The following is a 21,331-nucleotide window of genomic DNA, read 5'->3' on the forward strand; positions in this document are numbered from 1 at the left end:
GATTACACACTCCAGAGAATTTGCACGGTCCAGGCGGCGCAGGCGAGCAGCCAGAAGATCGTCGCCAGTTGCAGGATCAGGCGCAGGCCGGCCGATTTGACGTAGTCCATCCAGATGTCACGGACACCGACCCAGGCGTGGTAGAACAGGCCCAGGAAGGTCACCAGCGCGAACAGCTTGAACCACTGGCGGGCGAACAGGCCGGCCCAGCCTTCATACGTGAAATTCTGGCCGGTCAGGAAGGAGACCAGCAGGACGACCGTGAACACGGCCATGACGATGGCGGTGACGCGCTGCGCCAGCCAGTCCTTGACGCCGTAATGGGCGCCGACGACGAGGCGGCGCGGTCCGATATTATTCTTGTTTGCCATGATTAAAACACTCCGAACAGTTTCAGGGCGACCAGCGCGGTCAGCACCAGGCTGATGATCAGCACCCAGCGTGCGGTCTTCTGTGCCGCATCCTTGTCCAGGGCCAGGTGGTTATCCATGAACAGGTGACGCACACCGGCGACGAAGTGGTGCAGGTAAGCCCACGACAGGCCCAGAATGATGATTTTCGCGAACGGATTGCTCACGACGCCACGGAAGTGCTCGAACGAGATTTCCGACATCAGGCTTTCCTGGAACAGATACAGCAGGAAAGGCAGGAACAGGAACAGACCAGCGCCGCTGACGCGGTGCAGGATCGACACGATGGCCGATGGTGGCATGCGATATTTACCTGTGATATCACCAATGCCAACGTTGCGGAACTCCGGCCGCCCTTTTTTTGCAGCTTCTCTCACGGCTTCGGACATGAAACACCTCCCTCTATGACGACAGTTTTTTAATGAACCCTTCATTCTCGCCGATTTTGTGACGGGGGACCAGGCATCCAGGGGTGGATCACCGGGGCATCCCTGCGCCGAACCGGGCACTGTTCGTCGCGTACGCAAAACCAACTTATTTTAATCGCTTGAAGCGATCCTTGCTGTAGGGTGGTCGGCTACGCCGACCGCGCGTTCAACTTCCGGATGCGTTGTGGCGACGCATATCATGGCTGGACGCGCGGCCGGCAGAGCCGGCCACCCTACGGTAATCCGTGCATTCTTATGACAACTCGTTCTGGTAATGGTGGCGAGCGGTCGAATAAATTCCACGCCGCAACTCCACCGGTTTGTCTCCATAGCTGAACGACACCCGGTCCGCGCACAGCAGCGGCGTGCCTTCGGGCACCTTCAGGTGTTCGCTGGCGACCGCATCCGCCGCCACCGCACGGATCTTCTCGGTCGCCCGGATCATGCGGGTGCCGAATTCCGATTCGAACAGGCCGTACATCGGCCCCTTGTACTCCACCAGGCGCTCCGCCGTCAGGCCCTTGAACAGCTGCCCCGGCAGCCACAACTCTTCCAGGATGGTCGGCACGCCGTCGAAGGACTGCACGCGCTTGATGTAGACCACGGCGTCGCCCGACTTCAGTTCGAGCAGGCGCGCGACCTCGGACGTGGCGCGGATGCGCAGCACGGCGATGAAGCGGTTGTCCGGATGGTGGGGAATGCCCTCGTCGGGCATCAGACGCAGGAAGCGGAAGTGGGCGCGCTCTTCGGCATGGGTGGCGACAAAGGTGCCCTTGCCCTGGCGGCGCACCACCAGGTTTTCGGCCGCCAGCTCGTCGATGGCCTTGCGCACCGTGCCCTGACTGACCTTGAAGCGCCCCGCCAGCTCGACTTCGCTCGGCATCAGCTCGCCCGGTTTCCACTCGCCCGACTGCAGGCTTTGCGTGATCAGGGACTTGATCTGCTGGTACAACGGACGGAACGACGGCGATGCGTCGGTACCGGTTGCATCGCTGCTGTTGGGTGACAGGGGGTTCATAGACCGCGATTTCACCACAAAACAGCCCCCTACGTCCAGTATATGACCGCTGAGACATGTGTCTTATATAAGACATATGATATGAATTGACAGATAGAACAGTCGAGGCATAAACTCGTGGCCGGCCTGGACCTCCGCGCCTGCCCTTCGACCATGCGCGCGATATCCAATTGACACGGTGCGCTTTTGGTATCATTGCAGTTTCCCCAAATTCGCACCCCGGCTCGACCGTTTTCATTCCCTTTTTGGAGATTCATCATGGCTAAAACCCCAATGCGCGTCGCCGTAACCGGCGCGGCCGGCCAGATCGGCTATTCCCTGCTGTTCCGCATCGCCAACGGCGACATGCTGGGCAAGGACCAGCCGGTCATCCTGCAGCTGCTCGAGATCGACAATGAGAAGGCACAGAAGGCGCTCAAGGGCGTCATGATGGAGATCGACGACTGCGCATTCCCGCTGCTGGCCGGCATGACCGCCCATGCCGACCCGATGACCGCCTTCAAGGACGCCGACGTGGCCCTGCTGGTCGGCGCCCGTCCGCGCGGCCCGGGCATGGAGCGCAAGGACCTGCTGGAAGCCAACGCCCAGATCTTCACCGTGCAGGGCAAGGCCCTGGACGCCGTCGCTTCGCGTGACGTGAAAGTGCTGGTGGTCGGCAACCCGGCCAACACCAACGCCTACATCGCCATGAAGTCGGCCCCGAACCTGCCGGCCAAGAATTTCACCGCCATGCTGCGCCTGGACCACAACCGCGCGCTGTCGCAGGTTGCCGCCAAGCTGAACAAGCCGGTCGGCGCCATCGAGAAAATGGCCGTGTGGGGCAACCACTCGCCGACCATGTACGCCGACTACCGCTTCGCGACCGTCGACGGCCAATCGGTCAAGGACCTGATCAACGACGACGTCTGGAACCGCGACACCTTCCTGCCGACCGTCGGCAAGCGCGGCGCCGCCATCATCGAAGCGCGCGGCGCATCGTCGGCAGCCTCGGCGGCCAACGCGGCGATCGACCACGTGCGCGACTGGGTGCTGGGCACCGGCGGCAAGTGGACCACCATGGGCATCCCATCGGACGGTTCGTACGGCATCCCGGAAGGCACCATGTTCGGTTTCCCGGTCACCACCGAGAACGGCGAATACAAGATCGTCCAGGGCCTGGACATCGATGCTTTCTCGCAGGAACGCATCAACCTGACCCTGAAAGAGCTCGAAGAAGAGAAGGCCGGCGTCGCTCACCTGCTGAACTGAGCTGCCGACTTAAGTATCAACGGCGCGGCCACCCGGCCGCGCCAACCGTGCCATGCCGGCGCCGTCGAGGCGCGCGGCATGGCCGAATCGTTTCAAGACATACCATGCATCCTTCCGAGGTTTTATTCCAGGGCAAACGCCAGCCGCTCCTCCTCCCCGCCTGCGACCACTACGCCGGCTCGGAGAAGCTGATGCGCAAATCGATGGCCCTGCAACAAGAGCTTGGGCCGGTTTTCGACATCACTTTCGATTGCGAGGACGGCGCCGTCGCCGGTAGCGAAGCGGCGCACGCCACCCTGGTGGCCAGCCTCGTCAACAGCAGCGACAACCGCTTCAACCGCATCGGCGTGCGCCTGCACGACACCAAGAGCCCGCACTTCGCGAACGACGTCGCCACCATCGTCGGCAGCGGCGCCGAACGGCTGGCCTACGTGGTGCTGCCGAAAGTCGACAGCGCCGACGAGGTGATCCGCGCCATCGACCTGGTCAACGAGCATGCCGTCAAGGCCGGCCGCAACGATCTTCCGGTGCACGTGCTGATCGAAACCCATTGCGCCCTGCGCGAAGCCTACGACATCGCCGCCCTGCCCCAGGTCGAGTGCCTGTCCTTCGGCATCATGGACTTCGTCTCGGCCCACTACGGCGCGGTGCCGGCCAGCGCCATGCGCACGCCGGGCCAGTTCACGCACCCGCTGGTGGTGCGCGCCAAGCTGGAAATGGTCGCGGCCTGCCATGCGCACGGCAAGGTGGCTTCGCACAATGTCACCACCGACATCAAGGACAGCGCGGTGGTCGCCAACGACGCCCAGCGCGCCGGCGCGGAATTCGGCTTCACCCGGATGTGGAGCATCCATCCGGACCAGATCAAGCCGATCCTGAAGGCCTTCACGCCGCGCCTGTCGGAAGTGAACGAAGCCACCAATATCCTCACCGAGGCGATGGCGGCGCAGTGGGGGCCGATCGCGCAACACGGCCGCTTGCACGACCGCGCGAGCTACCGATATTATTGGACCGTGTTGCAGCGCGCAAGACTGGCCGGCCTGGCGCTGCCGGAAGCCGCTGCGGCAATCGTCAACCTCACGGATTCCAACTAATGGCCACCCTCCTCTCCCGCATCCTTGCCGCTGGCGCATTTGCGTTCGCGGCCGCCGCCATCTGCACCAGCGCAGCCGCCGCACCCGAAAAACATCCGAAGGCCGACAAGGTCGTGAAGGCCAAGGCGAAAGCCAAGCCGGCATCGAAGGCCAAGCCGGGGGCGAAGGCCACCGGCGCGGCTGCCGCCGGCGTAGCCGGCGCCGCCGTGGCCGCACCGGCCTATGGCGCCGACGTCATCGACGAGCCGGACATCACCGACACGGTGGTTACCGACTACGCTTGCGAACTCGGCAACAAGATCACGATCTACACGAACGCGCAGGACAACGCCCACATCGCCCTGCGCTGGAAGAAGCGCCTGCACCGCCTGAGCCGCGTGGGCACCACCACCGGCGCGCAGCGCTTCGAGAACCCGCACTGGGGCCTGATCTGGATCGGCATCCCGGCCAAGGGCATGCTGCTCGATTCGAAGCTGAACCGCCAGCTGGCCAACGAATGCAAGAACGCCGAGCAGGCGGCGCCGGTCGTCGCGGCGCTGCCTGCCGAAAAGAATGGCTGATCCGCGGCTGAACCCCGTCGGATCGCCCTAATGAAGTAAATAGCAGTACCGGAATAACAACACATATCCCCACTGAAGGAGAGATTATGTCTCGCAACACCCTGAACACGCTGAAGGAATTCCCGGTCGGCGCCGGCCAGAACGGCCAGTACTACTCGCTGCCGGCGCTGGGCGAAGCCCTCGGTGTGAACCTGTCGCGCCTGCCGGTGTCGATCCGTATCGTCCTCGAGTCCGTCCTGCGCAACTGCGACGGCAAGAAGGTCACCGAAGAGCACATCAAGCAGCTGGCCAACTGGGGCCCGACCGCCGAGCGCACCGAAGAAATCCCCTTCGTCGTGGCCCGCGTCGTGCTGCAGGACTTCACCGGCGTGCCGCTGCTGGCCGACCTGGCCGCCATGCGCAATGTCGCCGCCAAGACCGGCGCCGATCCGAAGAAGATCGAGCCGCTGGTGCCGGTCGACCTGGTGGTCGACCACTCGGTCACCATCGACCACTTCCGCGAGCCGGGCGCGCTGGACCTGAACATGAAACTGGAATTCCAGCGCAACAACGAGCGCTACCAGTTCATGAAGTGGGGCATGCAAGCCTTCGACACCTTCGGCGTCGTGCCGCCGGGCTTCGGCATCGTCCACCAGGTCAACCTGGAATACCTGGCACGCGGCGTGATGCGCCAGGGCGACGTGTTCTACCCGGACACCCTGGTCGGCACCGACTCGCACACCACCATGATCAACGGCGTCGGCGTGGTCGGCTGGGGCGTGGGCGGCATCGAAGCCGAGGCAGGCATGCTGGGCCAGCCGGTCTACTTCCTGACCCCGGACGTCATCGGCGTCAACCTGACCGGCAAGCTGCGCGAAGGCTGCACCGCGACCGACCTGGTCCTGACCATCACCGAACTGCTGCGTAAAGAAAAAGTCGTCGGCAAGTTCGTCGAGTTCTTCGGCGCCGGCACCCGCTCGCTGTCGACCACCGACCGCGCCACCATCGCCAACATGGCCCCGGAATACGGCGCGACCATGGGCTTCTTCCCGGTGGACGAAGCAACCGTCGACTACTTCCGCGGCACCGGCCGTACCGAAGAAGAGCTGGCAGCCTTCGAAGGCTACTTCAAGGCCCAGGGCATGTTCGGCGTCCCGCAAGCCGGCGAGATCGACTACACCCGCGTGCTGGAACTGGACCTGTCGACCGTCACCCCGTCGCTGGCCGGCCCGAAGCGTCCGCAGGACCGTATCGAACTGGGCAACGTGAAGAACACCTTCACCGAACTGTTCAGCAAGCCGACCACCCAGAACGGCTTCAACAAGGACCCTAGCGAACTGCACAAGGTCTACGAAACGACCAACGGCGTGCGCGTGAAGAACGGCGACGTCCTGATCGCCGCGATCACCTCCTGCACCAACACCTCGAACCCGAGCGTGCTGCTGGCTGCCGGCCTCTTGGCCAAGAAAGCAGTCGAGCGTGGATTGAGCGTGGCGCCGCACATCAAGTCCTCGCTGGCCCCCGGCTCGCGCGTGGTCACCGAGTACCTGACCGCCGCCGGCCTGCTGCCTTACCTGGACAAGCTGGGCTTCGGCGTGACCGCCTACGGCTGCACCACCTGCATCGGCAACGCCGGCGACCTGACCCCGGAACTGAACGCCGCGATCGTCGAGAACGACATCGTCGCCTCGGCCGTCCTGTCGGGCAACCGTAACTTCGAAGCACGTATCCACCCGAACATCCGTTCGAACTTCCTGGCCTCGCCGCCGCTGGTCGTGGCCTACGCCATCGCCGGCAACATGACCCGCGACCTGATGAGCGAGCCGCTGGGCAAGGACCAGAACGGCGTCGACGTCTACCTGGGCGACATCTGGCCGTCGTCGCAGGAAGTGGGCGAACTGATGCGCTTCGCGATGAACTCGGAAGTGTTCCGCAAGAACTACGCCGACGTGAAGGGCAACCCGGGCGAACTGTGGCAGCGCGTGTCGTCGACCGAAGGTCAAGTGTACAACTGGCCCGAGTCGACCTACATCGCCGAGCCGCCGTTCTTCGCCGACTTCGAGATGACCCCGAAAGCAGCCGCCACCGGCATCCAGGGCGCGCGCGCACTGGGCGTGTTCGGCGACTCGATCACCACCGACCACATCTCCCCGGCTGGTTCGATCAAGGAAGACGGCCCGGCAGGCAAGTGGCTGAAGGACCACGGTGTCCTGAAGGCGGACTTCAACTCCTACGGCTCGCGCCGCGGCAACCACGAGATCATGATGCGCGGCACCTTCGCCAACGTGCGCATCAAGAACAAGATGATCCCGGCCAAGGCGGACGGTTCGGCGGTCGAAGGCGGCATCACCATCCACCAGCCGTCGGGCGAGCAGCTGTCGATCTACGACGCGGCGATGAAGTACATCGCCGAAGGCACCCCGACCATGATCTTCGGCGGCGAAGAGTACGGCACCGGCTCGTCGCGCGACTGGGCAGCCAAGGGCACCCAGCTGCTGGGCGTGAAGGCCGTGATCTGCCGTTCGTTCGAGCGCATCCACCGCTCGAACCTGGTGGGCATGGGCGTGCTGCCGCTGCAGTTCATCGGCAACGACAGCGTCGAGTCGCTGGGCATCACCGGCAAGGAAACCTACGACCTGAAGGGCCTGGAAGGCGAGATCAAGCCGCAACAACTGGCCACCCTGGTGATCCACCGCGAAGGCGGCGAATCGCAGGAAGTGCAAGTGCTGCTGCGTATCGACACCCCGATCGAAGTCGACTACTACAAGCATGGCGGCATCCTGCCGTTCGTGCTGCGCCAGCTGCTGGCTGCGTAATTACAGGGCCCGCGCCAGCGGGTCTACTGTGAGTGATAAGGCCTGAACCCTGCAAAGGTTCAGGCCTTTTGTTTTTTCTGAGGTCATTTAACAAGGTAGAGCGCTGGCGCCGGCAAGCAAGCCGGCAAACCGCTGCAGATCAAGCGTTACAGTCGAGTCAGGCGCTACGTTGTCGCTTCATAAAACCTCACACCCCTGCCGATGCAACAATGGCTATTTCCCAATTAACTTGAGGAATCACATGGCCGTAGATGCCTATTTGCGAATTGACGGAGTAAAAGGCGAGTCGACAGACGACAAACACCGGGACTGGATTGAGCTTGCGGCTGCATCATGGGGGCATAAGCAAGCCCACAACGATCGAACGGGCTCGGCAGGCGGGCACACCGTAGGAGCTGCGGATTTCGATCACTTCCTGTTCTCGAAGGCTGCCGACCTGGCTTCCCCCATCTTGATGCAGCTGTGTGCCTCGGGTAAAACCATTCCAACAGCCACGGTGGAGTTCATGCGGGCCGACGGCAATGGCCAGCGCGTGAAATATTACGAGATCGAGTTCGAGAACATCATCATCTGCGATGCCTCCCAAAGCCTTCCGGGCGCCGGCGTCGTGCACGACCAGTACGCCCTGCAGTTCAGCAAGGTCAAGTGGACGTATACCCAGCAGAAGAAGAGTGGCGGCAAGGCTGGGAGCACCTCAGGCGGGTGGAATCTGGCCACGCGCAAATCTGCGACCTGACCATGAAGCTCGCTGGTCTCATGCTCATCAGCGTTCTCACGCTCCCGCCCGGCGCCACGCAAGCACCAGCGGCCGACCTTCCTCCAGTTCCGCCGGAAGATGTCGCGGCCACGCAGCGCGTCACACCTCGCCTGTTGGTGGCGGCCCTGCGCCCGAGTCCAGCGCAGCGGAGCGCGGGCGCCTGGATACCCGCATTTCACCAGGCACGCGGCTACATCCGAGCGATCAAGGATGCCACGCCTGGATGGTGTGCGCCGGTGCTGGGGGCCGCTGAAATCGACGGCATGATCGTCAGCCATCTAGCGCGTCTTCTCGAAGAAGCCCCTGATAAAGCAGGCGCCGTGGCAGCGCCGGTCATCGCTGCCGCTTTACGCGAGCATTTCCCTTGCAAATGACAGGAGTAAGAAATGCCGAACGCACGTCCGCTCTTTCACGAGTTTTTGAGGCATTACCCATCTACCTGGGATATGGGACGGGAATACCTGTTCAAGTCGATCGGTTGGGAAGATCTGCTCGATAACTCAGCTTACATGAACACATGCGCTGTTCGCTTGAGCATCGGCCTGCTCGGCGCCAAGGTTCCACTCAAAGGACGCATGCGCATCAAAAAGGGCGAATTCGCTGGGCTGATGATCGAACCCGGACAGCGTTACCTCTCGAACTGGCTGAAGCAATACTGGGGGGATCCCGAAATTTACAATGACAAAACGGTGGGCTACGTCCGCAACCGTGCAGGGATCATCTCGCACTTTGCGATAGATCCGAGCAGCCCGATCGCGCAAGGTCATATCGACGTCCTGTCACCAGAGCCAGGCGACCCGTTCAGGTGTGCGAGCCTCTGTCATTGGAAAGCTCGCACGACCTGGTTCTGGCCACTCCCGCTGGGCGCAGGAACGGCGCAAATGTCGACATAACACACTGCTTTGCGCGCGGCGAAGCATCAATACTTCACTTCAATCCCGACATGGCGCTCGAGATTGTGACTCCAGTTCTTCGCGGTATAGCATACGACGTCACCCCGTGCGGTGGATTCGACCGAAGGTCCAATGATCGCCCACCAGTTGCCAGGATTAACCAGCTCTGGAAGACCTGCCGGAAGATCCCCGCGCCAGCCGTAAGGGTCACTCACTCCTCCCTTTGCAGTAAAGCTGGCTCCCTGCGGGACGATCACACATAAGTCCATGCACACCGATTGATTCAGGCGGCGCGTATTGAATGGATCTCCGGGAAGCCCGAGGACGGCGCTCGCCTTGCCGATACCTTCGATTCCTTTCTCCACCAGGGCCTGCCCCAGCGTTTTCGCATGCGCGTCAGCAGTACACGGAGGGTTGTCCATCGCAGCGGGCGTGCCGGTTGCCGGCATCTTGGCCCTGGCTTACACGGTCTTGTCCTGCGCGTTCGCCGACATGGCTGTAAAAGCCGCCGTGGCCAGCAAGAAAGTTCGGAAGCAGATTTTCATGGCATCACCTGTCATAGTGGACATCGAACATGACCCCGCGGTCTGACGATCCGCGCCTGGCATGCGGACCCGGCCGATCGTAAAAAAATACTATCAGTCGCCCATCGCGTCAATGTTGTAAAAATCGGCCTGCGGGCCGACCCGGCAGGTCCGGATGATTCGTGTTGTTCGTCGAACTCTGGCGTTTCACGATTACAATGTTGAACCAAAATTTTTTTGCAGTGGACATGCTGAACCCGATCCTTCCCCGCCTGCCAAGGATGTTGGCCGGTATGATGGCCGCCGTCCTCCTCCTCGCGCTGTGGTCCGCTAAAGCCCATGGGGTAGCACCGCCGCAGCCGGTACGCGTCGGCCTCGATGCCGAATTCGGGCTCGACAACAGCACCTCGGCCCAGGCCGTCGAGCTGGGCATGCGCACCGCCATCGCCGAGATCAACCGCGCCGGTGGCGTGTTGAACGGCAGGCCGATCGAACTGGTCACCAAGGACCATCGCTCGATCCCGGCCCGCGGCATCCGCAATATCGAGGAATTTGCCCGCATGCCGGACCTGGTCGCCGTGTTCGGCGGGCGCTTCAGTCCCGTCATCATCGAAGAGCTGCCGACCCTGAAGGCGACCAGGACCCTGTTCATGGCGACCTGGTCCTCGGCCGAGGGGATCATCGACAACGGCATGAAACCGAATTACGTCTACCGCCTGTCGCTGCGCGACAGCCTGGCCATGCCCAAGCTGCTGCAGACGGCGCGCAAGCGCGGCTTGCCGAAGGTCGGACTGCTCTTGACCAATACCTCCTGGGGACGGAGCAACCTGGCTGCCGCCGAAAAGTTTGCCGAGGCCAACAAGGACATCACGATCGTGCGCACCGCCTGGTACAACTGGCGCGACCAGACCCTGGTCGCCAAGTACAACGCCTTGCGCAGCGCCGGCGCCCAGGTGGTCGTACTGGTCGCCAACGACGATGAAGCGGCCGTGCTGGTGCGCGAAGTGGCCGCGCTGCCGAAGTCCGAGCGCGTGCCGATCCTGAGCCACTGGGGCGTCACCGGCGGCGAGTTCGTGCGCCAGGCCGGCCCTGCCCTGAACCAGGTGGACTTTTCCGTGATTCAGACCTTTTCCTTCTTCCGGGCCGACCGGAGCCAGCTCGAGCGCTTCATGCGCAACGTCGCCACCGTCTCGAAGGTGCGCCGGATCGAAGACATCCAGGGGCCGGTGGGCGTGGCCCACGCCTATGACCTGATGCACATCCTGGCCAGGGCGATCGACCAGGCCGGCAGCACCGACAGGAAGGCCGTGCGCGACGCCCTGGAAAAGCTGCGCAGCTACCGCGGCCTGGTGAAAACCTATGCCCCGCCCTTCACCCCGACCCGCCATGAGGCGCTGAGCGCGCGCGAACTCCTGATCGCACGCTACCGTGCGGACGGCGTCATCGTGCCGACCGACGACTGATGATGGCGCTGTGGTCGACGTCCCGGGCCGCGAGCCTGACGCAGCGTTTTGCCATCGCCTCGGCGATCCTGGCCGGCGCCGCCGTGCTGCTGGTGGCGGCCGCCTCGTTCTGGCTGGTCAATCGCCAGCACGATGCGGCGCTCGCCCTGCTGCAGCAGCGCGAAGCGGCCTTCAACGCACGCAGCGTCGCCAATACCGTCAAGACCCTGGTCACGCGCATGGGCGAAGTGGCCGACAGCCCGATCCTGGCGACCGGCCTGGTCGACAGCGCGGGCAGGGAAACCTATCTCGCGCCCTTCCTCGGCGGCCTGCGCCAGATTGCCGGCATCCCGGTCCAGGTGATATTCACCGACTTCGAAGGCAAGACGGTGGCCGGCAATGGGCTCGAGCGCTTCGACCAGGAGCAGCTGGCCTGGCTGCGCGAGCGCATCGAGCGCGGCGTGGACCAGGCCGACATCTTCGGGCAGGGGCAAGGCGCGGAGCTGGTCGGCGTCAGCCTGCTGCGCTACTCGCGCACCAATACCCCCGAGGGCGCCTTGGTCTACAAGGTCAGGATGCAGGACCTGCAGCCGGGGCCTTCGTCGACCCTGACCTGGAAGGGCCAGCCCGCCGCGGCGCAGGCGCGCAACGTCCTGGAGGTGCCGGTGGCGGTGCCGTCCCAGCTTGCGCACCTCGGCCTGAAGCTGCGCGTGGACGCCTCCGCGCTCGACGACATCCTGGAGGAGCCCGCGTCCCAGTACGGCCTGATCGGCGGCATCGCCGCGCTGATCGCCCTCGGGGTGTTCCTGCTGGGCTCGCGCCTGTCGCTGGGACTGACCCAGGACCTGCGCAAGCTCGAGCGCTTCGCCGGCCGGTTCGGCGAGGAAGGCATCACCGAGCACCGCGCCGAACTGGCCGGCAGCAGCGAAACGGTCACGCTTGCGCGCTCGATCAACCAGATGCTCGACCGCCTGCAGGAGCAGCAGGAGCACCTGCAACAGGAGCACCGCCGCAAGGACGAGTTCCTGGCCATGCTGGCCCACGAATTGCGCAACCCGCTCGCGCCGATCAGCAGTGCGGCCCAGCTGCTGCGCATGCTGTTCGCGGGCGAACCCCGGGTCAAGCAGGCGAGCGAGGTCATCTCGCGCCAGGTGACGCACATGACCCACCTGGTCGACGACCTGCTGGACGTGTCGCGCGTCACGCGCGGCCTGGCCACGATCGACAAGACCGAGGTGGAGCTCGGCGACGTGCTGCGCGAGGCCGTCGAGCAGGTCACCCCGCTGGTCGGCGCGCGCGGGCACCGCCTGCTGCTCGACAGCGCGGACCGGCCGCTCCTGGTCAGCGGCGACCGTACCCGCCTGATCCAGGTCGCGGCCAACCTGCTCAGCAATGCGGCGAAATACACGCCCGACGGCGGCCAGCTGCGGGTCTCGCTGCGCCGGCAGGGAGACAGCGCGGTCCTCGAGGTGCAGGACAACGGGATCGGCATCAGCCCGGACCTGCTGCCGGTGGTGTTCGACCTGTTCACCCAGGGCCAGCGCACGCCCGACCGCACCCAGGGCGGGCTGGGCCTGGGCCTGGCCCTGGTGAAGAAGCTGGTCGAGCTGCATGGCGGCACGGTCGAAGCCCGCAGCGGCGGCGCCGACCAGGGCAGCAGCTTCTTCGTCCGCCTGCCGCTGCTGCCGGCCACGCAGACTCCCGCCGCCGCCGCCGCAAGGGGCACGGGCAGCGCGCCCGGAGCCCGGGCCCGCCGCATCCTGGTGGTGGACGACAACGTCGACGCCGCCAACACCCTGGCCCTGCTGCTCCAGAGCGCCGGGCACACGGTGCGGACCGAGCATTCGGCGCATGCCGGGCTGGCGGCGGCCGGGCAGGAAGATTTCGAGGTGATCCTGCTCGACATCGGCTTGCCGGACATGAGCGGGCACGAGCTGGCCAAGGTCTTGAAGGGGCAGCCGCGCAGCGCCGGCGCCCTGCTCGTCGCCGTCAGCGGCTACGGCCAGGAACAGGATCGCCGCATGTCGCTGCAGGCCGGCTTCGCGGCCCACCTGGTCAAGCCCGTGGTGGCGGAAGAACTGCTGGCCACCATCGCCGGCGCCGGAGACGGGCACGCGGCGCTTCCCTAGCGGCGCGCTCAAGAATTTTTTTGAAACAAGCGTTCTGTACGGCCCCGCACCGAGGGAATGGGCGCTCAGGAGGATGATGGCTTATCGGGACAGCAGGCAGCATGCGGGCCTGCCCCCTCATCCCAAACGGAGGCCAACATGCTCTATACCATCGCAATCGTACTTCTCGTTCTGTGGGTGCTCGGCATGCTTACTTCGGTAGCCGGCGGACTGATTCACCTTCTTCTCGTCGTCGCCGCCGTCGTCATCCTGATCCGCCTGTTCACCGGCAGAAAAGTGCTCTGACCTCGTGAAACGACCAGGCCGGAAACCCGCGGGATTTCCGGCTTTTTTGTGCGTTCAGGTCTCCGCCCACATCCTCAGCAGGTTGTGGTAATGCCCCGTGATCCCCACGACGGCCTCGGTTTCGCCATGCGCCGCGCGCAGCTTCTGGATGTTGGTGTCCAGCTCGAACAGCATGGCGCGCTTGGCGTCGTCGCGCACCATGCTCTGGGTCCACAGGAACGAGGCCACCCGCTCACCGCGCGTCACCGGCAGCACCTGGTGCACGCTCCCTGACGGATACACGATGGCGTCGCCCGCCGGCAGCTTCACCTCGTGCGTGCCGTAGGCGTCCACCACCACCAGCTCGCCGCCCTCGTAATCGTCCGGATCGCTCAGGAACACGGTGGTCGACACGTCCGCCCGCAGCGGCGCCAAGCCGCCGCGCTGGGGCCGGATCGCCCCGTCCACGTGCAGGCCGTAGTGCTCGCCCCCGCCGTAGGCGTTGAAATACGGCGCCAGGATCCGCAAGGGCAGCACGCTTGAAAAGAACAGCGGATTGTTCATCAGCGCCTGGCTCACCACCTGTCCCAGCTCCACACTCAATGCCGAGCCGTCCTTGAGCTGGCGGTTGCGCTTGACCCGGGCGCCTTGCGAGCCGACGCTTTCGCGTCCGTCCACCCATTCGGGCGCTTCCTCCATGCGGGCGCGGATGGCGGTGACCTGCTCGCGCTGGAGCACGCCCGGGATGTGCAGCATCATGATCGAGTCCTCGTGAAGGAAAAAAGCCCTCCCGATCATATCAGGAGGGCGAAGTCCGGTTGCCCGGCGGGGGTGGTGTTGCCCTGCGATGTCAGAACTTGAGGTTGGCCGTCAGGCTGGCCGAGCGGCCCGGGCCCACGCCGGCGTAGTGCGGCGACGAGACGCGGTCGAAATACAGCTTGTCGCCCAGGTTCTGGATGTTCAGCTGGAAGGACACGTTCGGGTTCAACACGTAGGTCGCCATCGCGTCGAAGCGGGTGTACGAAGGCGAGTACTTGGTGTTGTTCACGTTGGCGAACTGGCGGTCCACGAAGTTGGCGCCGCCGCCGATCGTCAAAGCACGGCTCACCGCGTAGGTGGTCCACAGCGAGGCGCTGTGCTTCGGCGTGGTCGGGAAGGCGTTGCCGTTGAAGGGCGACGGGGTCCAGACCGGATTCGCGGTCGTGCCGGTGTTGGCGTAGCCGTTGTCGGCGACGATGCCGTCCAGGTAGGTGTAGCCGCCGAACACGGTCCAGTCCCGGGTGATGCGGCCCGACAGGCCGAGTTCGACGCCCTTCATCTCCTTGCGGCCCACGTTCTGGCTGGTGCCGTCCGGCGCGGTGACGCGGGCATTGTTCATGTCGTTCTTGAACACGGCGGCGCTGAGCGACAGGCGGCCGCCCGGCAGCACTTCCCACTTGGTGCCCAGTTCGATGCTGCGGCTGGTCTGCGGCTGCAGGTTCTGCACCGCCACGCTCAGCGCATCGAGGCCGTCGCCGCCGTCGTTGCCCGGCGGGGTGGCCGAGGTCGCCCACGACAGGTAGATGCTGCCGTTCGCCTTCGGCTTGTACACCAGGCCGGCCTGGTAGGTGTCGAAGCTCGATTCGACGCGGGCACGGGTGGCCGCGCCGCCGGCGGTGGCCGGCGAGGTGTGCAGGGAGCTCGAGAAGTCGTCCCAGCGCGCGCCCAGGTTCAGCAGCCACTGCGGGCTGAACTCGATGGTGTCGAAGCCGTACACGGCGCGGGTGCGGGTCACGACGTCGGTCCTGGCCGGCGACACGCTGCGGGTAGTAGCCCACGGGTCATACGGGTTCGGGTTGACCAGGGTGGTGCAGTTGTACCGGGTGGCCGCGCCCGCGCTCGGGCAGGTGAAGCTGCCGGTCAGCGGGTTGTTGGTGCCGGGGGTGAACACGTAAGTGCCGCGCTCGGTGTTCTCGCGCGAGAACTCGACGCCGACGTTGAAGCTGTGCTTGAGGCCGGCGGTGGCGAAGTTGCCGGTCAGGCTGGTGGCATTGGCCAGGGTGCGGGTATCGACCAGGCGGGTGTTGGCGCGGCGCCAGACGGTGCCGTACAGGACGGTGTTGCCTTTGGAATCGTCCGGCTGGGTGTAGACGTAGTCCTGACCGGTCTTGCCCCAGCGGCTCACGTTGCGGATCGCCAGGTTGGGGCTGAATTCGTGGCGCAGGTCGACGGTGGCGACGTCGGTCTCGGTGTCGCGGAAATCGCGGTTCTTGAGGCCGTAGAAGGCTTCGCGGTCCACCGTGAACGGGGTGCCGCCGCCGTTCCTGGCGGTGTTGGGGCCGCTCGCGAAGGGGTTGTTGAACGGGATGCCGCTGTCCGGGGTCTCGTTGCTTTCCATATGGTAGTAACTGAGGATCGCACGGGTCGGACCGTTCAGGCCGAAGGTGACGGTCGGTGCGATGCCCCAGCGCTCGGTGTTCACGACGTCGCGGCCGGGCACGTCGTTGGCGTGCACCATGGCGTTCAGGCGGAAGGCCGTGTTCTCGCCGACGACGCGGTTGATGTCGGCGGTGGCGCGGCCGTACTTGTCGGTGCCCAGGCCCACGGTGGCATTGCTGAAGTTGCTGTCCTTGGCGGTCTTGGTGACGATATTGATACCGCCGCCGGCCGAGGAACGGCCGCCCAGCGCCGAATTCGGGCCCTTGACCACCTCCACCTGCTCGATCGCGAAGATCTCGCGCGACTGCGAGCCTGAATCGCGCACGCCGTCGATGTAGGTGTCGGTCTGGGCGTTGTAGCCGCGGATGAACAGGTTGTCGCCCACCGGGTTGCCGCCTTCGGAAGCGCCGATGGTGATGCCCGGCACGGTGCGCAGCGCGTCGGTGAGCGACACGGCGCCGGTCTGGGCAATGGTTTCCGAGGTCACGACGGTGACCGACTTCGGGGTGTCGAGCAGCGGCGCGGTGAACTTGTCCGAGCTCGACTTGACTGGGCCCTGCACGGCGCGGTCGTTGCCGCCAGTCACGTGCACCTGCGGGAGCTTGATGCCTTCGGCCAGCTCCGGCGCGGGCTCCCCGACGCCGCTGGCGTGCACGGCCAGGGGCATGGCCAGCGTGGCCAGCACGGCCAGTGCGGGAGCCGACAGGGCGGGAGCGGAAGGACGGGCGTGTTTCTTGCTCTTGATGAAGCTGCTGCTTGCCTGCGAAGTGATCGTGGTCATTTTATTGTTGGGTCAGAGAAAGGCACCAGGCCTAAAGCAAACGTTAATGAGAACGATTCGCATTATCCTTTCTATTCAGACGTTTTGCAAGCGCCGCGCCCTTCCTTTTCACAAGCCGGCCTTGTTTTCATGGCATGTGGCCGAATCAACTACAATACCGGGGATATGGGTTTATCATGACCTTGACCATTATTTGAAAAGAGAGACCCCTAGCGCCATGCATCGTCCTTCCAAAGATTCAACCCCTAAACTCTCCGCCGAAAGCCAGCGTCTCGTCAGCATCGCGCAAGCCATCATGCAGGCCGCCAGCCGCGTTGAAGAACGGACCTGGGAGCACCAACTGGACACGCAACTGCAGAAGCTGCTCAAGACCAACCACCAGGACAGCATCGATGCCGCGTTGAACGCCCTTTTCAAGGACGATCTCGCCTCCTACGACGTGCTGATGGATGCGGTCGAGGCCGTGAGCGAATCGGCCAGCATGGTCGAGCAGCAGGATGGCGGCGACGTCACTTGGCAGGCCCTGCTGGTGGCCGCGCCGGTGCTTGCCTGGACCCGTTTCAACATCGCCTCGGGCAATATCCCGGGCGAGATGCTGAGCACGCTGCAGGCGCACTTCTCGGCCCACCTGCTGGCCGAAGGCACCCGCATCGCGATGGCGCCCACGCTGTACTCGATCGACCAGTTGCCGCGCACCCACGCCGAAACCTATGCGCTGACGCACAAGCTGGCCGCCGCGGCGCACAAGGGCGGCACCGTGAAGCCGGCCGCGCGCGTGGAAGAAACCGCGCCCTTCCTGGCCGACACCCGCTACCTGCTGGTGGCGATCGTCGCGCCCCAGGGTGCGCCGATGTTCCGCTGGCAGGAGCCGCAGCACCATATCGGTTTCGCCGAGGAGCGCAACCGCGCGCTGGAGCAATGGCGCGCCCAGGGCACGTCCAACATCGCGCGCCTGCTGCCGGGCTGCGGCGTAGAGCTGCTGCTGCCGGAAGCGTATTACGTGGCCTGCCGCGAAGCCGACAAGCTGATCCGCCCGATCTCGATCCGCGCCGCCGTGCACTACCTGACCCATACGCTGGGCGTGGAGCCGTCGGACCTGCGCGCCGTGATCGCCGGCTTCGGCGAGGAATCCAGCGACATCCAGATCGACGAATACCGCGTCTCCTTCACCATGCGCCAGGACAGCGACGTCATGTACGGCATCGTCTGGCCGCTGTACGGCCAGGAGGACGAGAACGGCACGCCGATGGAAGGCCCGTTCGCCACCGGCCCCGCTCCCCTGACCCCGATCAACGAGATCGTGGCCCACCTGAACGAGGCCGGCATCGCCCACATCAAGCGCATCAACGAGCGCTACGTCGCCGAGTACTGCGATGACTGCGGCGGCCCGCTGTTCGCCGACCCGACGGGCGAGCTGGTGCATGCCGAGATGCCGGAAGATACGCCGCCGGGGAGCGAGCACTTCCACTGAGCGTACGGAACTGTCGGGTGGGCGGGTCTTCCCGCCCACGCGGTGATAGTTAGCGGCAAGATCATCCGGCGCGAAAGCGGGGCCGACAACCATCACCGCCTGGGCGAGGAACTCGCCCACCCGAATAATCATGGCCTGAAGGACGATGCGGTGCCGGAACAGGAATCGGCGCGCATGGTGGAGGCGTGGGTCTATGCCTATGGCGAGGCCGGGCTGTTCGCGTGGTTCGCGCAGCAGCGCCGGCCGTGATGGCGGCAAGGCCGGCCGGCCTGCGGGCGCAGGCCGGCGGCAGGTTCAGCGCGGCAGGCTGGCGATGACCTTGCTGGCGAAGTCGGCAGGATTGCCGGCATGCCAGCGCCACACGATCACCAGGTCATGGTCGGGCGAGACGACGATGGTATTGCTGCCCGCGCCCAGCGCGGCGTAGGCATTGGCGGGCAGGCCCGGCAGGTTCTTGCCCTGGGTATTGAGCCACCACAGGTAGCCGTAGTCCGGACCATGCGCGCTCGGCGTAAGCGCTTCCTTGACGTAGGACGGCGGCAGCACCGGCTTGCCGTTCCACTGCCCGCCGCGCAGCCACAGGTAGCCGAAGCGCGCCATGTCCCAGGAATTGATCCACATGCCGCCGCCCCAGCGCGTGCCGCCGCTGACCGACGGGACCTGCTTGCCGTTCAGTTCCACATAGCTGTTATGGTAGGGAACCCACTTCCAGCTGTTCGAGGCGCCGATCGGATCCATCACCTGCTGCTTGAACACCTGCGGCACCGGCTGGCCGAACACGCGCAGCAGCGACAAGGCGAAGCGGTTGATGCGCACGTCGTTGTACTCGTAGAAGCTGCCCGGGGCCTGCAAGGCGCGCGGCTTACGCTCGCCGGCGCCGAAGGCGTCCTTGCCGATGAAGTCGGCGTTCTTGCCCCACAGGCTGCCCTCCCACTCGGTTTCCTGCTGCAGGTGCTGCTTCCAGGTGACCTGGGCGTTACGGCCCACGGCATAGCCGCCGTCGACCACACGCTTGCCCACGGGCTCGTCGAGCGCGATGCGGCCGTCGCGCACGGCCACGCCGGCAACCGTGGCCAGCATGCTCTTGGCCACCGAATAGGTGGGGTCGACAAACGCCGTGTCGCCGAATTCGGCCACCACATAACCTTTGTAGATCACCAGGCCATTGGTGCGGGCGCGCTCGGTCGGCATCGAGCCCAGGCGGGCCCCGAAAGTGGCTTCCTGGTCCGAGAAATCCAGCGCGCGGGCGGTCTCGCGCGACTGCGCGAACTGCACGGCGGCGGCCAGGGCCTTGGCGTCGATGCCGAGCTCGGCCGGCGACTTGCGGGCCCACTCGCCGGCCGGCGGGAAATAGCTGGTGCTTGCGGCGTTGGTGGGACTTGCGGCGCAGCCGGCGAGCGCGGGCAGCAGCGTGGCCAGGCCCAGCGCCAGCACGCCGCGGCGTGAAACATGCATCATGAATCGGTCCACTGAGAATAGGGGAAACGGATCAGGCTGGAGTTGTAGTAGCGCTTGTCGCCGCTGACCTCCTGGCCGATCCAGTCGGGCCTGGCGAACACGGTGTCTTCCGAGGGCAGTTCGATCTCGGCCACCACCAGGCCGGCGTTCTCGCCCAGGAATTCGTCGACTTCCCAGGTGAAGCCGGCGTGCGCGATGCGGCGCCGGTATTTTTCGACCAGCGGGCGCTCGCACAGGGTGTCGAGCAGCTCCTGCGCCTCCAGCAGGGGAATCGGATATTCCCACTCGCCGCGGCTAACACCCGTGCCCTTGCTCTTGATGGTCAGCCGGCCCTGGTCACCCTCGATGCGCACGCGCACCGTGCGCTCCGGGTCGGAGCACAGGTAGCCCTGGCGCAGCAGCACGGGCTGGCCGAGCTGGCGCCAGGCGTCGCCGTTGAGCAGGAACTTGCGCTCGATCTCGACGCCCATGGCCTGCCTTCAGCCCAGCGTCTGCAGGATCGGCGTCAGGATCGCCGCGCCCAGCGCCGCGCTGCGCGCACCGTTCCAGCCGGTGTGCGGGTCGGGCAGGTTGGCGTTGTCCTTGAACGGCATCTCCAGGGTCAGCGACAGGCACTTGAAGGTGTGGCCGATGTACTTCGAGGCCAGGGTCAGCAGTTCTTCGTTGTACTTGCTGGCCGCGTAACCGTACACGTTCTGGAAGTCCGGGCTGGCCGCCATGTAGCGCCCGATGAAGGCATTCTGCTCCTCCAGGCGCTCCGGGGTGAAGTCGGCCAGCATCTCGCTGCCCGCCACGAAGTTGTACGGCAGCGCCTCGTCGCCGTGGATGTCGAAGAACATGTCGACACCGGTCTCGTGGATCTTGTTCTTCACGCACAGCACTTCCGGGCTGCGCTCGGGCGAAGGCGTCATCCATTCGCGGTTGAGGTTGGCGCCGGCGGCATTGGTGCGCAGGTTGCCGCGCACCGAGCCGTCCGGGTTCATGTTCGGCACGATGTAGAACACGGCGCGCTGCAGAAGCTTGCGCGAGACCGGATTGGCGTTGTCCAGCAGCGCATCCATCATGCCTTCCACGAACCACTCGGCCATGGTCTCGCCCGGGTGCTGGCGCGCGATCACCCAGATCTTCTTTTCCGCCTGCGGATTGCCGATCACGACCAGGTTCATGTCGCGGCCGTCGATGGTGGTGCCGATGTCGTGCACGCGCGCGACCGGATTCTCGGCCACTTCGCCCAGCAGGCGCAGGTGGCGCTCCCAGGTGTAGGGCTCGAAGTAGGCGTAGTAGATGCTGTCGAGTTCGGGCGTGTGGTTGATCGTCATCACCTGGCCGTCGAAACTGGTGGGGACGCGGAACCAGTTCTCGGTGTCGTAGCTGGCGGCGACCTGGTAGTCCTCGAAGCCCTTCGGATAGGTAGCCTGGCCGGCGTTCAGGAAGCGGATCGTGCAGGCCTGGCCGCGCGCGCCCTGCAGGCGGAAGTGGAACCACTGGTGGATGTCGGCGTGCGAGTCCGCGCGCAGGTTCAGGTCGATTGCCCTGGGGCCATCGGCGCGCACGACGTCGATGGCGCCGGAATCGAAGGCCTGGCTGATTTTGATGGGCATGGCGAATCCTTCTTTGTCCGTTCACGAGAAGCGCATGATA

22 protein-coding genes are annotated in these 21,331 nt (G+C 65.0%); 13 read left to right on the top strand and 9 right to left on the bottom strand.

Annotation, left to right across the window (positions count from 1 at the left end):
* Positions 1-2: 2 nt before the first annotated feature.
* From sdhD to MasN3_RS19160, 3 genes are all read right to left on the bottom strand, one after another.
* Positions 3-371, bottom strand: a complete 369-nt coding sequence (gene sdhD, locus MasN3_RS19150) for a succinate dehydrogenase, hydrophobic membrane anchor protein (protein ID WP_281909343.1) — start codon at positions 369-371, stop codon at positions 3-5.
* Between the two features lie 2 nt (positions 372-373).
* Complete coding sequence (gene sdhC / locus MasN3_RS19155; protein WP_370662371.1) at positions 374-787, bottom strand: succinate dehydrogenase, cytochrome b556 subunit; 414 nt, start codon at positions 785-787, stop codon at positions 374-376.
* A 304-nt stretch (positions 788-1,091) separates the two neighbouring features.
* The gene (locus MasN3_RS19160) at positions 1,092-1,856 is read right to left on the bottom strand and encodes a GntR family transcriptional regulator (RefSeq protein WP_281909347.1); all 765 of its coding nucleotides are present in this window, start codon (positions 1,854-1,856) and stop codon (positions 1,092-1,094) included.
* Between the two features lie 258 nt (positions 1,857-2,114).
* Here MasN3_RS19160 and MasN3_RS19165 point away from each other — a divergent pair, with 258 nt between their 5' ends.
* From MasN3_RS19165 to MasN3_RS19195, 7 genes are all read left to right on the top strand, one after another.
* Complete coding sequence (locus MasN3_RS19165; RefSeq protein WP_281909348.1) at positions 2,115-3,104, top strand: malate dehydrogenase; 990 nt, start codon at positions 2,115-2,117, stop codon at positions 3,102-3,104.
* A gap of 104 nt (positions 3,105-3,208) precedes the next feature.
* Complete coding sequence (locus MasN3_RS19170) at positions 3,209-4,198, top strand: HpcH/HpaI aldolase/citrate lyase family protein (protein ID WP_281909349.1); 990 nt, start codon at positions 3,209-3,211, stop codon at positions 4,196-4,198.
* Positions 4,198-4,758, top strand: coding sequence for a hypothetical protein (locus MasN3_RS19175; protein WP_281909351.1), 561 nt, complete (start codon positions 4,198-4,200; stop codon positions 4,756-4,758). Before MasN3_RS19170 ends, MasN3_RS19175 begins: the two co-directional genes overlap by 1 nt.
* A gap of 86 nt (positions 4,759-4,844) precedes the next feature.
* Positions 4,845-7,553 (top strand): aconitate hydratase AcnA, encoded by a 2,709-nt coding sequence (gene acnA, locus MasN3_RS19180; protein WP_281909352.1) that lies wholly within the window; start codon positions 4,845-4,847, stop codon positions 7,551-7,553.
* Positions 7,554-7,794: 241 nt separating this feature from the next.
* Positions 7,795-8,289, top strand: a complete 495-nt coding sequence (locus MasN3_RS19185; RefSeq protein ID WP_281909354.1) for an Hcp family type VI secretion system effector — start codon at positions 7,795-7,797, stop codon at positions 8,287-8,289.
* A 2-nt stretch (positions 8,290-8,291) separates the two neighbouring features.
* Complete coding sequence (locus tag MasN3_RS19190; protein WP_281909355.1) at positions 8,292-8,684, top strand: Rap1a/Tai family immunity protein; 393 nt, start codon at positions 8,292-8,294, stop codon at positions 8,682-8,684.
* 12 nt (positions 8,685-8,696) lie between these two features.
* Positions 8,697-9,203, top strand: a complete 507-nt coding sequence (locus tag MasN3_RS19195) for a T6SS effector amidase Tae4 family protein (RefSeq protein ID WP_281909357.1) — start codon at positions 8,697-8,699, stop codon at positions 9,201-9,203.
* 26 nt (positions 9,204-9,229) lie between these two features.
* Here MasN3_RS19195 and MasN3_RS19200 read toward each other — a convergent pair whose 3' ends face one another.
* Positions 9,230-9,625 carry a hypothetical protein gene (locus MasN3_RS19200; protein ID WP_281909359.1) on the bottom strand — a complete coding sequence of 132 codons (396 nt, stop codon included), beginning with the start codon at positions 9,623-9,625 and terminating at the stop codon, positions 9,230-9,232.
* On the opposite strand from MasN3_RS19200, the gene MasN3_RS19205 reads away from it, so the two are divergent.
* The 4 genes from MasN3_RS19205 to MasN3_RS19220 all read left to right on the top strand — a co-directional run bounded on the left by MasN3_RS19205 (position 9,618) and on the right by MasN3_RS19220 (position 13,583).
* The gene (locus MasN3_RS19205) at positions 9,618-9,794 is read left to right on the top strand and encodes a hypothetical protein (RefSeq protein ID WP_281909361.1); all 177 of its coding nucleotides are present in this window, start codon (positions 9,618-9,620) and stop codon (positions 9,792-9,794) included. The genes MasN3_RS19200 and MasN3_RS19205 overlap by 8 nt on opposite strands.
* A 226-nt stretch (positions 9,795-10,020) precedes the next feature.
* The gene (locus MasN3_RS19210) at positions 10,021-11,190 is read left to right on the top strand and encodes an ABC transporter substrate-binding protein (RefSeq protein ID WP_281909364.1); all 1,170 of its coding nucleotides are present in this window, start codon (positions 10,021-10,023) and stop codon (positions 11,188-11,190) included.
* Complete coding sequence (locus tag MasN3_RS19215; protein ID WP_281909366.1) at positions 11,190-13,298, top strand: hybrid sensor histidine kinase/response regulator; 2,109 nt, start codon at positions 11,190-11,192, stop codon at positions 13,296-13,298. The genes MasN3_RS19210 and MasN3_RS19215 overlap by 1 nt, the downstream gene beginning before the upstream one ends.
* 138 nt (positions 13,299-13,436) lie before the next feature.
* The gene (locus MasN3_RS19220) at positions 13,437-13,583 is read left to right on the top strand and encodes a lmo0937 family membrane protein (RefSeq protein WP_281909368.1); all 147 of its coding nucleotides are present in this window, start codon (positions 13,437-13,439) and stop codon (positions 13,581-13,583) included.
* A gap of 54 nt (positions 13,584-13,637) precedes the next feature.
* Here the strand turns inward: MasN3_RS19220 and MasN3_RS19225 are convergent, their stop codons facing one another.
* Together MasN3_RS19225 and MasN3_RS19230 are read right to left on the bottom strand one after the other, a co-directional pair.
* On the bottom strand, positions 13,638-14,321 hold the full coding sequence (locus MasN3_RS19225) for a Fe2+-dependent dioxygenase (protein WP_281909369.1): 684 nt from the start codon (positions 14,319-14,321) through the stop codon (positions 13,638-13,640).
* Between the two features lie 91 nt (positions 14,322-14,412).
* Complete coding sequence (locus MasN3_RS19230; RefSeq protein WP_281909371.1) at positions 14,413-16,761, bottom strand: TonB-dependent receptor; 2,349 nt, start codon at positions 16,759-16,761, stop codon at positions 14,413-14,415.
* Between the two features lie 217 nt (positions 16,762-16,978).
* On the opposite strand from MasN3_RS19230, the gene MasN3_RS19235 reads away from it, so the two are divergent.
* On the top strand, positions 16,979-18,232 hold the full coding sequence (locus MasN3_RS19235) for a DUF2863 family protein (protein ID WP_281909372.1): 1,254 nt from the start codon (positions 16,979-16,981) through the stop codon (positions 18,230-18,232).
* 42 nt (positions 18,233-18,274) lie between these two features.
* The gene (locus MasN3_RS19240; protein WP_281909374.1) at positions 18,275-18,481 is read left to right on the top strand and encodes a hypothetical protein; all 207 of its coding nucleotides are present in this window, start codon (positions 18,275-18,277) and stop codon (positions 18,479-18,481) included.
* A 45-nt stretch (positions 18,482-18,526) separates the two neighbouring features.
* Here the strand turns inward: MasN3_RS19240 and MasN3_RS19245 are convergent, their stop codons facing one another.
* From MasN3_RS19245 to MasN3_RS19255, 3 genes are read right to left on the bottom strand one after another with little or no spacing between them, the layout of a single operon-like run.
* On the bottom strand, positions 18,527-19,690 hold the full coding sequence (locus MasN3_RS19245; RefSeq protein WP_281909376.1) for a serine hydrolase domain-containing protein: 1,164 nt from the start codon (positions 19,688-19,690) through the stop codon (positions 18,527-18,529).
* Positions 19,687-20,160 carry a CYTH domain-containing protein gene (locus tag MasN3_RS19250; protein WP_281909378.1) on the bottom strand — a complete coding sequence of 158 codons (474 nt, stop codon included), beginning with the start codon at positions 20,158-20,160 and terminating at the stop codon, positions 19,687-19,689. Before MasN3_RS19250 ends, MasN3_RS19245 begins: the two co-directional genes overlap by 4 nt.
* Positions 20,161-20,169: 9 nt before the next feature.
* Complete coding sequence (locus MasN3_RS19255; protein ID WP_281909380.1) at positions 20,170-21,291, bottom strand: M14 family metallopeptidase; 1,122 nt, start codon at positions 21,289-21,291, stop codon at positions 20,170-20,172.
* Between the last annotated feature and the right edge of the window lie 40 nt (positions 21,292-21,331).

The organism is Massilia varians (genome assembly GCF_027923905.1).
Lineage (GTDB): Bacteria > Pseudomonadota > Gammaproteobacteria > Burkholderiales > Burkholderiaceae_D > Telluria > Telluria varians_B.